Source organism: Paenibacillus lignilyticus (genome assembly GCF_017942085.1).
Taxonomy (GTDB): domain Bacteria; phylum Bacillota; class Bacilli; order Paenibacillales; family Paenibacillaceae; genus Paenibacillus_Z; species Paenibacillus_Z lignilyticus.
The window spans coordinates 752,749-765,988 of the sequence record NZ_JAGKSP010000001.1; the positions used below are offsets into that span (position 1 = coordinate 752,749).

Genomic DNA, 13,240 nt, shown 5'->3' on the forward strand with positions numbered 1-13,240 from the left:
GTGACCGATCGTTTTTATTGAAAACCGATTGGTCACGATATATAATATTCTCAACACCGGACAGTCACTTGTCAATCTTTTTCTGAAAAGAGGAGCGCTTTTGAGCTTGCTTAGAGATAAAATCATCGGATCTGCGATGCGGATATTTGCACAGAAAGGCTTTGCCGCTACTTCCATTCAAGATATTGCGAACGATTGCGGCATTGCTAAGGGATCTTTATATAAGTTTTTTGCTTCCAAAGAGGATTTGCTCGTGGAGGTCTATCGTCATCGCATTCAGCTAATGTTCGATCAAGTGGATCGCATTAAGGCAGATGCAGCGCTTTCGCCTAAAGCGCGTTTCGTGCAAGAAACATTGAACCAATTCATCAGCTTTAAAGAATTTAAATCCAGTATAAAAGACTTTTATGAACTGAAGATTAACGATACCGGTGTTTTTGCTACATTCGTTCAACAAATTCGTTCACAGATGTTTGTTTACTTGGAGGAAAGCCTAGTTCACGCATACGGTCCGGGCATCGATGTGTATAAGTGGGATCTGATTGCGCTCTATATCGGTATTATCAAGGAATATATGGTGATGACGGAGCTGATAAGCAGTCCGTTCGATTATGAACAAATGGCGGCTTTCGTTGTCGATCGCATGGACGAAATGGTTGCAGGCCTTCTTCTATCGAAGAGTACGCCGATACTGGAGTCGTCCGTTATGACGCAATTTGTTGCATGCGGGATGAAGGGGACTGCTGTACCTGCGGAGGAACAGCTGGGAGAAGGGCTCAACAGACTGCTGAGCACCATTCAGGAGCTCCAGGCTACGAACGCGAGAAAGACGGAGCTGAATGATGCGGCCATTCTTCTGCAGGAAGAAGCGGACGCGGACAAGCCCCGAATGGTGCTTGTCCGCGCGCTTATCGGTCTATTGCAATCCCAGCATGAATTAACGGCCATACTGGGGCAGCTTGAGAAGCTGTTCGAATTGAAAGCCGCTTCTTAGCCTGGGCACTGCCTATTCAGCTTAATACTGATTCGTCAAACTAACGAGATTGCGCATCGACTCTCCGTCGCCCCGAAGATAAACGCCAAGATTATGAACCAGAATATCAACCGCACGGTCGGTGTAATAGATCGAGTTGCCGGAATTATGCGGCGTTAGGATGACATTCTCGAGCTCCCACAGCGGATGAGCAGCCGGGAGCGGCTCCTGCTCGAACACATCCAGCCCTGCCCCGGCAATAATGCCGGACTGCAGCGCCTCCACCATATCTTCCGTTACAACCGTCTGTCCGCGGCCGATGTTAACGAAGAAGGAGGAAGGCTTCATCTGCTTAAATTTCGCAAGGTCGAACAAATGGTGCGTATCCTTCGTGATCGGAAGCGTAACCACGACATAATCGCTCTCCTGCAGCACGGTATCCAGTCCGTCGGAGCCGTACATCTGATCTACATACGGGGATGGCTTACCGGAATTGCGAACGCCCAGTACGCGCATATGAAATACCTGCGCGAGCCTCGCAAGCTCCTCGCCGATCGCACCAACGCCGACGATCCCGAGCACCTTCCCGTGAATTTCGCCCAAGCCGCCGAGCCAGTCCCACTTCTTCTTCACCTGATTTCGCATCGTTATGTGCAGCTTGCGCGTGAAGCTCAGCATCATGCCAAGCACGGTCTCCGAAATTCCGTTCGCATGAACGCCGCTTGCATTCGTCAGTGTTACGCCATGCGCCGCAAACGCTTCGAAAGGCATCTGCTCCACGCCAGCCCCCCAAGCCTGCACCCAGCGCAGCGAAGTGCCCGGCCGCAGCGCGCTTGCTGCCGCTTGATCATCCCAGCCTGCTACGATCTCCGCCTCCGCCAGATGCGATTTCATTCCCTCTTCATCGGCATCGCCGCCAAATACAAGCTCAAATCCCGGCGCAGCCTCACGAATTCGTTGTCTATGCTTCGCTTCCAAATCATATACGCATACGAGCTTCCTCTTCATCTTTAGCCACTCTCCCTCATGTTCACCTATATCACAAAGAAGAAGCCCGTACCAGCCCAATTGGACGGTACGGGCTTCTGCCGCAATTTACAGTTTTACTTCCGATCCCGTACGAGCCGATTCATAGATCGCGGACAAAATTTTGATCATGTCTACGCCTTGATCGATGGTGAAGATTGGTTTCTCGCGGCCTTGAATAACATCGACGAAGTGATACAGGTTCCCACCGTGTCCACCGTTGTCTTCGCCTACGTGAGGAACCATATCCGTTACGACGCCTTGATCTTCGCCGAAGATGCCAAGCTTGCCGTTGCTGAACTTGAAGCCGGCTTTCGTACCGCGAAGCTCGACGAAGTTCTCTTCTTGCTCGATGTTCGAAGCCCAGCTGAACTCGATTTGAAGCGATGCGCCGTTGTCGAAACGGATAAAGCCGATTGCCAAATCTTCAACGTCGAACGTGCCTTCGCCTTCGGATTTGGAACCGAATTTGCTGTGCTCAGAGCCGGCGATATCTTCCGCATCGGCGAATTTCGTGTACGTTGCGCCCGTTACCGATACCGGCTTCGGATTGCCCATGAACCAGATCGACAAGTCGATGAAATGAACGCCCAGATCGATCAACGGACCGCCGCCGGACAATTCTTTCGTTGTGAACCAGCCGCCTTTACCCGGAATGCCGCGGCGGCGCGTCCAGCCGCAGCGGCCTGCGTATGCTTCGCCCAGGTTGCCTTGGTCGATCCAGCGTTTGATATACTGGGAAGCCGGACGGAAACGGTTGTTACGCATAACCATCAGCGTTTTGCCGCTTTTCTCGGAAGCTTCTTTCATGCGAAGCGCTTCTTCCGGATTAACGGCATCCGGTTTTTCGCAGAATACATGTTTGCCGGCTTCAAGAGCGGCAACCGCGATTTCGGAGTGGAACAGGTTAGGCGTACAAATATCGATAATGTCGATGTCTGCAATCGCGATTACTTCACGGTAGTCGCTGAAAGCTTGCGGTATGCCGTGCTGCTCTGCCGCTGCTTGCGCTTTCTCCAGATCGATATCGCAGATGGCAACGATTTCAAGCTCCGGGTGGTTTTTCAAAGGCTCGGAATGCGCCCATTGGAAAATACCGCCCGCACCGATTACGCCAACTTTAAGTTTCTTCGTCATCAATAACATCCTCTCTCAAGTTGAAAGTAACAGGCTCCGGCCGAGCGGCCGGAGCGCTGCAACTGGTCTATTTTAGTTCAATTTCTTCAAGAAGCCTTCACGCAGTTTGTAATATTTCATCCAAGCCTCTGTTTGTTTCTTAATACCGTCGGCAATATCGCTTTCCGCCAGTACGTCTGTATATTCTTTATACGTTTTGTCGAAATCAGCAACCGGACTGGTGATGGCTTTCACAATCAGGTTATCGAGCTCATCATTATGAGGGGCAATCAGGTTGTTGTTTAGATCGTTGGTAACGGTGTCGTACTCTGCACGTGCTTGCTGCGTAGCTTCGTCAACAGGAAGCTCCGCGTAAAGCGACATGTTCTTCATGTTGTGCTGCTGCCAAGCTGTGTTTACAAGAGTAGATTGATCGTAGTTGCTTACGCTGAATGGGTAAACGATTTGCGGCGAGTATACAAAGCCCATTTCGTCTGCCATTGCAAGGCCGTAAACCTCTGGGTTAGTCATTGTGTTGTCTTGACCTTGAATGCCGTAGTACCAGCCATCGCCTGTTTCATCTTGCTTGCCAAGCAGCTTGTACTCTTCAACCTTCTTGAATTCCGGTTTGTAACGGCGTTCCATACCTTCGCCTGTGTACATGTCCGGAGTTCCCCATGAACGTAGATCAGCTGCTTCCAGGGAGTTATTCCAGTCGATCCAGTTCAATACTTGTGGAATCATGTCGTCCGTAACTTTTTTCGGGTTGATGGCTTTCGAGTTCCATTTTGTCGTCAACGGGAAGTACTGGTTTGCTGCATCCTGATTGCTTGGGTCAAGCTCGGTTGCGAAGATTGGGTAGAATCTCCAATCATAGTTTTTGCCTTCTTTTTTCACTTTTTCTTGGTTTGCTGCAATAGGAGCCCACATATTAACGACTGCATACTCACCATTGATAACTTTGGCATCGCGCTGTTCGTTCTTTTGAATGTAGAATTCCTTGCCGAACAAACCATCTTTGAAGCCTTTGTTCATAAACGAAATGTACGATTTCCATTCCGGTGTCAGCTCATAATCCGCGAACAGGTTTTTGGACTCGTTGATTACGAGTGGATAAGCCTGGCTCATATTCAAGCCGCTAGCCGTGAACAAGGACCATTGAAGCGCGCCTCTAGTGTTATCCAATTGAAGGTGTCCGGGTGTAATGGTTTTGCCGTTTTCTTGAATGTTCAACGCTTTTACTTTTTCCAAGTAAGCATACAAGTCATCCAGATTTTTGATCGGGATATCCATGATTTGCTCAAGCGACAATTTACCATTGTTCTCAACGGCCAGCTTCTTCAGTTCAGCTGCGCTCATTGCGTTCGGGAAGATTTTTTTCAAAATATCATCGCGCATCCATACGCCATAACCGCCGTTACCCAAACGGGAGTCGCCGTAAGGTGTTTTGCGGTATTCTTCTTTCAGCAACGGGCTTGGCAGCGAAGGAATCGCCCATAGCTTACCGTCAGTTGGATCTACGCTTGCTTTGTACCATTGTTCCATCGTAACGCCCAGCTCAGATAAACGTGCAGCCGTAAGCGGCATATACTTTGTCATTTCATCAAGCGTGATTTCGCGAACCATGCCTGCCTTCTTGAGCATTTCCATGTTGTCGGCATCGTCTGCGATCCCGTTTTGGTTCGCGATTACCGCTGGAACGGTATCAGCAAGAATTTGCATTTGCAGCCAGCTTTTATAGTCAGTGCCCGCCGGAATTTCAACGAAATCAGGAATAACTTTTGTTTTCTCGCGCCAGATTGGCGTTAGTTTGTCTTCAACCGGCTTACGTGGGTTTGTCGGCAATTGGCTAAGGACTTCCAAATGGATTTCCTTAAAGTTTGCCGGATCAACCGGAGCGCCCGTGTTTGAGCCCGTATTGTTCGGTGCGTTGTTTTCGTTCTTGGAGCCGCCGCAGCCAGCCAGAGAAACAGCCAGCAGAACAGCGAACATAATCATGACTACCTTTTTCATAATACCGTAAAGCCTCCCTTTGATGGTGTTTAATTAACTATGGAAAAGCAGTGGCTTATTAAGCCTTAACTGCTCCAGTTAACATCCCTTTAACGAAATACTTCTGGAAGAACGGGTAAACGAATAGCAGTGGGAACGTTACTACGACCATGACGGTCATTTTAATAACCTCAGGCGTAGGAACGGTGTTGTTTTTCTGAGCCAGAAGTCTGCGCGCGGCAGCCCCGGAAGTCTTCGTGAAATCGATCATCGTGTTCGCTTCCGCACGGTTGATGATTTCGTACAATACGAACTGCAGCGTGCTCAAGCTGCGGTCTGTAACGTAGATCAAGTTCGTGTAATAGTCCAGCCAGTTGCCCACGACTGCGAAGAACGCGAAAGCGGCAATAACCGGCATGCAAAGCGGGAATATAATTTGCACGAAGATGCGGACATAACCGGCACCGTCGATGAAAGCCGATTCCTGCAGCTCAGCAGGCAAATCTTCAATGTGCGTACGCATGATGATCATGCTGAAGAAGCCAAACGCACCCGGTAGAACGTAAACCAAGAAATTGTTGACCAGATCCAGTTTCGAAATGACAACGTAGTTGGAAATGATCGTCCCCCCGATAAACATCGGGATCATAAAGAAGAAGAGAATCGACTTACGCCCCGGCAAGAATCGCTTCGACAGTGCGAAGGCTGCCAGCATCGTGACGACTACCGACAGAACGGGTCCGATGATACAGCGCAGCGTCGTTACGATAAACGCAGAGTGAAGACGATCATATTGAAACACAAAGGCATAATTCTCTAGCGTAAATACGCGTGGAAAGAACCAGATCGGGCCAGCGGCCGCATCAGCTCCTGTATTGAAGGACATTACCAAGATATACCAGAACGGATATATCGCGGTTATCGCCCAGATCAACATAAGTAGGATGTTGAAGACATCAAATGTGCGCTCACCTGTTGTTCGCTTAATTCTGTTCGCTTTCATAAGGTTCCGGTAACCCCTTCCTTTAAATGATACCTACGTTACTGAGGCGCTTCGTCGTGTAGTTAGTAGCCATAATCAGAATAAAGGAGATTACGCCTTGGAATAGACCGACCGCGGCAGAGTACGAATACTGTCCGCTTACAAGACCTTGGTAGTACGTATAAACGCCAATGGTGTCCGTATCCAGACGAATCATTTTATTTTGCAAGTTGAACACTTGGTCGAAGTTAGTTGCAAGCAATCCGCTGAGCGAGAAGATCAGAAGGATACACATGGTTGGGATCAAACCCGGAAGCGTGATATACATCAGACGCTGCCAGCGACTCGCGCCATCCACTTGTGCGGCTTCGTATTGCTGCGGGTCAATGCTCGTTAGCGCTGCAAGATACAAGATCGTTCCCCAGCCTGTCTCTTTCCACACTTCGGAGATGACAAGAACGGGAAGGAAGTTCTTCGCATCCTGCATGAACGAGATACGTTCGGCTGCCGGATCAATCAGTTGGCGCAGGTTATTGATAATCCCTGTAGCATCAACAGTAAGGAACATGTAGAACAAACCGGCAACCGTTACCCATGATACGAAATGCGGAATATAGGAAGTGGTTTGAACAATGCGTTTGAAGCGTTCGCCGCGAAGCTCATTGAGCAGCAGCGCGAAAATCAAAGGCGCAGGGAAGGTGGCAATCATCATCGTCACGCTGTAAAGCAGCGTACGGCCGATCAATGTATAAAATTTATGATCCGTCAGGAACTTGGCGAAGTTGTCAAACCCGACAAACTCGCTGCCAAAGCCGAACCAGCCTTTGTTGAAATCATAATCCAAGAACGCGATGTAGTTGGAAAACATGGGCAGGTACGAGAAAATGAAAGTTAATACCATCGCAGGAACCAAGAACAGATACAGGATCTTTATGTTCTGCGTTTGCAGCCCACTGCGTTTTTTGGGCCTTACGTTTTGTTTGCTTGTTGACATAGCCATCGGTAAATCCTCCTATTTCAGTTGCGTATTAACCACACCTATTATGTCCCAAACCCGCAGGTCTGACCGACTGCCGACACGACAATTTCCATCGAAACGATTCGACTGTTTTATAAAATAAAACGATCCAAATGAACCGCTTTCACAACCAAAAAAGGTGTTTTGTTCAAAATTACATTCACATTCACAAATAGTGACAATTTTCGTCACTAACTTTGTCGAAACGTTTCACAAAACCCATATTAGCACATTGTTCTCGATGGTAAAAGGCTTTCATCTTAAATTTTATAACTTTTTTCGTGCAAATTTGTCACGATTTAGCCATCGATTCCTGTTTTTGGTGAAACGTTTCGATTGGATATAGAGAAAAACCCCGATTTCTCGGGGTTTTTCGTTCGATTAAGACTATAGTCTACCTTCACGGTAGCGGAAAGAATTAGTTTACGCAAATAGAACGGTAAGTTGATCATCCACTTTAGCATGCTTCCGCGATACGACCAGCTTCACGCCGTCTTGTTCCTCTACCGAGTAATCCGCGCTTGGCAAGATCTCGCGCGCGGTATCGAGCGCGATAACATCTTCTGCCTGCGTTAATCGGAAAGATAACGATTCCTGAGAAACGGCTGTAATTTCAGCGGTTGAGTAGACAATTCGCACCTCGCCGAACGTCATCCCGATCGGCAGCATGACGCCGTCTTTGCTGGCAATCCGGATGCTGCGACCGCCAAACAGCTGCCCGCCGCGATCTGTGAGACGAAGCTCTTTATCAAAGCCGTCCAGATTAAGGATATGCACGAATCGTTCGCCTTCATTATTAACCGTCGACGTGGTGAATATCCCCAGATAGCGATTATCATGCGTCAAACCGGCTTGCGCACCCAAACGCTCAAGGGCTGTCTTGAACAACGGCACATCGCCGCTGTAAGCCGTCGCAATGACAATGGCACGGCCGCGTCCTGCTGTTGCTTCAACGCCGCAAACAAATCCGCTGTCATACAAACGCAGGATAACATCGTTTTGTCCGGGCGCCAGACGCTGTGCGAAATGCGTATGAACCTCAGGGCGACCGGCTGCCCAGCCTTCTGCAATGACGGATGGCCAGGAGTGAGGTCCGTTCTGAACGATGCCTTCCACTTGAATGCCCAGCGCGTCGCTAAGAATCGTACAAGGTTTGCCTTCCATATCCAACTGCGGCACCTCGCCGTACAGCAGCAGCCCGCCGCCGGCAATTACGAAGTCGGCCACTTTACGCTGAATAGCCGCACTCAAGTATCGAGCACTCGGCAAGGCGAGCACAGGCGTAGCCGCAGGATCAAGCGGCTTATTCTGAATGTCCGCCGACGCGAATCGGTAGCCTGCGAGCAGCATGCCGCGGCCCATGATTTCCCAGCCGCCGTAAGCACGGTTCGCTTCGATGTTCTTCAGAATCTCATTCATCTTCTCGCTCTTCGGATACCTATATTCCGTCATGTAGTAGTCGGGAATAAATGCAAAGGCTATTCCGTCATGCTCTTCGTTCATAACAGCCAGCTTATCCTTCACGGCCATCATCGTCTTGATCGCACGCTGCATCCGCGGATAGGTATAGTTGAGCTCCCCTTCCGGGCTGACCGGTGCCGCGAAGCCGTGGCGTTCGCCGGTGAAAGCGACGCGGTCATTGCCGTCGCCGAGCTGCTGATCCATCCGGTAATTGCTCCCGCCGGTCATCAAATAATAGTTGATCATCCGATTCCCTTGCGCGATACACATCCGGGTTTTAAAGTCCGCAGCCGACACGTCATACCGACCGCCGAAATTATTGCCATAGTTGCCGTCGCCGCATTCAAACTCCAGCGAAGTGAGCGGTTGATTCGGCAGATGCACCGCATCCATAAACCCGTTAATCAAGTACAGGTCTTGGAAATTGCTAACCGTCAGATCGCCAAAATAAATATCAGAGCCGGACAGATACCCCGGCGCTTGCGTATAAGCTTCGTACAATTGGCTGATGCCGATTGGGTACGTGAATCCGCGGCCGCCGCCGGTGCCGTGAATGTTCACGAAGAACGGCACATCGCGAACACCGAATTCTTCGGCATATTCGCGCAGCACGGCTACATAACGAGCAAATCGGTCACGCATATAGTAGCCCAAATCATGCAGAAGCTCAGCGGCGTAGCTTTCCTCCGGCGAACGAATGGCCGCTAAACGAACATCGGCATCGCACCGATGAAACGGATACCGCTCTTGCAGCTTGTCTGCCTCATAAGTACGGCCGAGCCATTCCGTAAAGTCACCTACGACATGCTCCGTCAAATCCGGGCAGTTGCTTACCCAAGACAGCATGCCAATCTCATTATCAAGCTGGACGCCAATGATGCTGCCGCCTTGTCCATGCAGACGAGGTGCTACGACAGCCATTACAGCGGCGTACCAGCTGCGAGCTGCAGCCAAGAAACCCGGTGCCAGGTAATCAAGCGTCCGTGTCGTCGCTTCCGCACCATCCCAGCCATGCGGGATGACCTCCGGATGCTTCTCGTAGACCCAGAACGGAATACCTTCGTTCTTCATCTCCGCCATAATGAACGGACCCGGGCGAACGAAGAAATAAAGTCCATTCGCTTCGCAAAGATCAATAAATTCGCCAAGATCGAGCTCTGGACGTGTGTGTCCGTCAAGATCAAACTCCCCTTCAAGCGGCTCATGGCATAACCAAGGGACATAAGAGGCAACCGCATTGCAGCCTGCGTCCTTCAGTTTATCGATCCGATCCTGCCATTCACTGCGGGCAAGACGATAATAATGGACCTCGCCGCACATAATAAGCTCGGGCTTGCCATCAATTACAATTTGTTTATTTATGATTTCAATCATGGGGATACGATTCTCCTGACTCTGACTGTTTGAGTTTTAGTATAGGTATAATTTGGTTATAAGTTCAGTGCTGTCGATTGGGAGGCCGCGATCACTTCTTCAGCCGTCACTTCCCGCTCCAGCAGGTCGGATAAGTAAATCCCTTCACTTACCAGAATGGTTTGCAGGGCGATCTCTGCGGTTGGCAGCAGCTCTACTCGGCCTTGCAGGGCTGCAATCCAGTGCTCCTGCGACGAATCATAAGCATCCGTATTCTCCCGAAGCTGATGCCAGCGGTAATTGGCATAGCTAAGATCGAACGTCGCGTCCATATCCATATCGCTCAGCTGAGTATGATAGCTGAAAGGCGTTTTACCTTGACTGGTATGTCCGGGGAGCCGCACCCCGCCGATATTGCCGACCAGACTGCTTCCTTCGAAGCCGTTCAGATGAATGGCCCATGCTTCGATAATGTCCAGCGTCAATCCACCTTCGAACCGGACGAAGCCGACGCCGAGCTCTTCCACATCGAAGCCGCTAATCGCTCTGCGCGCCTCATCCATCTCCACTTCCTGATACGTCTTGCCGGTAATCGTTTTCACTTTCGGCAATCCCATCAAGTAGAGCAGCTGCGAGATGCGGTACACGCCCATATCAAACAAAGCGCCGCCGGATGCGGTGGCCTTGCGATTAAATTCCTTCGTCGCATATCCGTCTACGAACGGGCGCCCGCGTCTGCGGTGACCGGTCGAGCGGGCATGATAGAGCTTGCCCAGCTTCCCATCCTCAATCAGCATCTTCGCCGCAATCGTCTCGATAAGATAGAGGAAACTCAGCTGCACATGCAGCATTCGGCCGGCTTGCTTGGCTGCATCCAGCATCCGCTTGCCGTCCGCATAAGAACCTGCAATCGGCTTCTCGCAATACACATGCTTGCCCGCTTCGAGCGCGGCAATCGTAATAGGTGCATGGAGGTTGTTGTGCAAACACACATCAACCGCATCGAGATCATCGCGCGCAATGAGCGCCTTGAAATCCGTATACGTATTCGGAACGCCGAACTGATCTGCCATCTTCCTTAGCTGCGTTTCATTGATGTCGCAGAGCGCCACTACTTCGGCGCCCTCGATTTTCGCATATCTCTCCAAGTGTTCCTTGCCGATCAGCCCAGCGCCAATAATACCGATTCGGATGGTCTTCGCGCTCATGCTCCAAGCACCTCCGCTTGTTTCGCTTGCATCGAAGCCCAGGTATTTCGCGCTGACGCAAATTGCCACGCCACTTGTGCGTATTCATTCTTCGACGAGTGATGTTCTATGCCTAGATGCCCTTGGTATCCGGCTTCCTGCAAGATGCTCATCTTCTCTTCACAGGAAGGAACGACCCATGCCGCCAGATGCGTATGGAAGGCATACTTCGCGCAAAGGCGATCTCCGTTCTCCTTGTCCACATCCCAATTCTCAAAGTGCAGCAGAATGCCGAAATTCGGATGATCGACGGCTTCAGACACCTTGCGAACGTTCTCGGGCACCCGCGATGATCCCCAATGGTTCTCCGGTCCAACCATGAACCCGTGTTCAGCTGCAAATGCCGCATATTCCTTGTACCGCATAACGGTGTAGTCAAACTGCTCCTCCGACATTTCCAGCTCACGACCGCCCATATCGATCCGAACGGTCTGCGCGCCGAGGATGACAGCGGCACGGAGATTCTTTAATCCATTCTGATAGAATTGCTCGCGCTTCAACGGGTCAACATCCCAGACTTCGGCCGCATCCACGCAAAGATTGGCTACATACATTTCCTTCTCATCTAACGCTTCTCTCAGTTTCCGCAAATAATCCTCGTCATAGCTCTCAAACATCATGTTCCAAATATCGGCGCAATTCAGGTGATACCGGTATTTAACCGTTTCGAAATAGCCGAAGAGGTCGATCTTGCCTTCCCTGTGTAAACCGTGAAACGAATAAGACGGAATGGAATACTTCATATGCATGCCAGCCTCCAAATCGCGTTCTATGAGTGCTGCTTCTCACGAATTTCACATTTCATCAAGCCTTCTCGGACATAACGGTTTTTCATAAAATAGTTCCAAACCAGCCCGCTTCTGTAATTCTCTATCATGAGCAGCGTAATCCCCTTGTCGATGCCGATAACATCGTCCGCGAACCACGCCGGTGTTACATCTAAGTTGTAGCTGTCCTTGAAGCCGTATTGGCCCCATAGCTGCGGGTAGTTCTCATAATAATTCCGCAAGGCGCTTATCACTTCCTGCGGCATAAATGGAATTGATCCTGCAGCCCCAGCCGGCGGTACCGTACCGTCGGGTACATGCTGATCGTTCGCACTGTCACGACCGGAAGGCGCTGCGCCGTAACGACCGCTGTAACCTGTTGGCCCGTCACATGCGGTTAGTCCCCAAGCGTCTGGCCCGAAGGTGCGGAATACCGCCTGATTGGCGATGCAGTAATCCCGGTTGACTCTGGTAGCGACAACGGAGTTCTCCCACCAATCGATATGATCGCGGTCTACCCTGCCGCGAAGATCAAACCAGGCATGGGAGAATTGGAAGGCAAACAGCGAGCCTAACCAAGTATAGATAAACGGCGGATTATTGCCATACGTCCCATATTGGCGGCCAAAATCATAGAACATGCTCGGGTCTACCGGATGTGTAGGCGATGCGGCAGCGAGGAAATACATCATGAACTGCTCCGCATAGAGATCCCATCTGCCGAAGAAGCCGCGTTCCGGGGCATAGCCCATGTAGAACTGGTTCGTTTCCGGATCCCGATACCAATTCCAATCAATGCGCTCATAGAGCTGCTGCGCTCGCTCTCTCACATCGCAGCCAAAATATTCACCGGCGGCAATCGCACCGCAAAGCGCGATCGCCGTATCGATAACGGAAACCTCGCAGTCGCGATAACGCTTAGCTGTATGCATATCGAGAAAATGATAGAAAAATCCGTTGACCTGCTCCGCATGCTCCAGCAAGGTGTTCAGCGTTCCCAGCGCCCGTTCATAGCCTTGGCTGCGGGAAATCCACTCGCGTTCCACGCCAATCATAAGTGCGGTCAAACCGAATCCAACCGAAGCCACGCTGCACATCGAAGCGTCGCCCGGCGCACGGTCTACGATTAAGCCGAATCCCGGACTCTCTTTATCGCTATTCGCCTCTTCCCAGAAGAAGTAGAAGCTCCGTTTGCTCTCCAGCTCCAATAGCTGTTCATCCGTCAATTTCACTTTGCAATCCTCCTTGATCAGGTGAAACTTGTACACGCCTATATGCTCATAAAAAAAGAATCCTTGATGCGGC

At 50.5% G+C, this 13,240-nt stretch carries 10 protein-coding genes; 1 reads left to right on the plus strand and 9 read right to left on the minus strand.

Annotated features, from left to right (window positions below; genetic code table 11):
• The first annotated feature begins 100 nt into the window (after window positions 1–100).
• Window positions 101–994, plus strand: coding sequence for a TetR/AcrR family transcriptional regulator (locus I8J30_RS03275; RefSeq protein ID WP_210655322.1), 894 nt, complete (start codon window positions 101–103; stop codon window positions 992–994).
• Window positions 995–1,015: 21 nt separating this feature from the next.
• Here I8J30_RS03275 and I8J30_RS03280 read toward each other — a convergent pair whose 3' ends face one another.
• From I8J30_RS03280 to I8J30_RS03320, 9 genes are all read right to left on the minus strand, one after another.
• Window positions 1,016–1,981, minus strand: coding sequence for a D-2-hydroxyacid dehydrogenase (locus I8J30_RS03280; RefSeq protein ID WP_210655324.1), 966 nt, complete (start codon window positions 1,979–1,981; stop codon window positions 1,016–1,018).
• A gap of 87 nt (window positions 1,982–2,068) precedes the next feature.
• Complete coding sequence (locus I8J30_RS03285) at window positions 2,069–3,136, minus strand: Gfo/Idh/MocA family protein (protein ID WP_210655325.1); 1,068 nt, start codon at window positions 3,134–3,136, stop codon at window positions 2,069–2,071.
• A gap of 72 nt (window positions 3,137–3,208) precedes the next feature.
• The gene (locus tag I8J30_RS03290; protein ID WP_210655327.1) at window positions 3,209–5,128 is read right to left on the minus strand and encodes a type 2 periplasmic-binding domain-containing protein; all 1,920 of its coding nucleotides are present in this window, start codon (window positions 5,126–5,128) and stop codon (window positions 3,209–3,211) included.
• A 58-nt stretch (window positions 5,129–5,186) separates the two neighbouring features.
• Complete coding sequence (locus I8J30_RS03295; RefSeq protein WP_091214004.1) at window positions 5,187–6,110, minus strand: carbohydrate ABC transporter permease; 924 nt, start codon at window positions 6,108–6,110, stop codon at window positions 5,187–5,189.
• A gap of 22 nt (window positions 6,111–6,132) precedes the next feature.
• Window positions 6,133–7,089, minus strand: coding sequence for an ABC transporter permease (locus I8J30_RS03300; RefSeq protein ID WP_091214000.1), 957 nt, complete (start codon window positions 7,087–7,089; stop codon window positions 6,133–6,135).
• A 441-nt stretch (window positions 7,090–7,530) separates the two neighbouring features.
• The gene (locus I8J30_RS03305) at window positions 7,531–9,942 is read right to left on the minus strand and encodes a beta-galactosidase (RefSeq protein ID WP_210655329.1); all 2,412 of its coding nucleotides are present in this window, start codon (window positions 9,940–9,942) and stop codon (window positions 7,531–7,533) included.
• Window positions 9,943–9,998: 56 nt separating this feature from the next.
• Complete coding sequence (locus I8J30_RS03310) at window positions 9,999–11,129, minus strand: Gfo/Idh/MocA family protein (RefSeq protein ID WP_210655331.1); 1,131 nt, start codon at window positions 11,127–11,129, stop codon at window positions 9,999–10,001.
• The gene (locus I8J30_RS03315; protein WP_210655333.1) at window positions 11,126–11,911 is read right to left on the minus strand and encodes a sugar phosphate isomerase/epimerase family protein; all 786 of its coding nucleotides are present in this window, start codon (window positions 11,909–11,911) and stop codon (window positions 11,126–11,128) included. The genes I8J30_RS03310 and I8J30_RS03315 overlap by 4 nt, the downstream gene beginning before the upstream one ends.
• Before the next feature lie 26 nt (window positions 11,912–11,937).
• Window positions 11,938–13,167, minus strand: coding sequence for a glucoamylase family protein (locus I8J30_RS03320; protein ID WP_210655335.1), 1,230 nt, complete (start codon window positions 13,165–13,167; stop codon window positions 11,938–11,940).
• Between the last annotated feature and the right edge of the window lie 73 nt (window positions 13,168–13,240).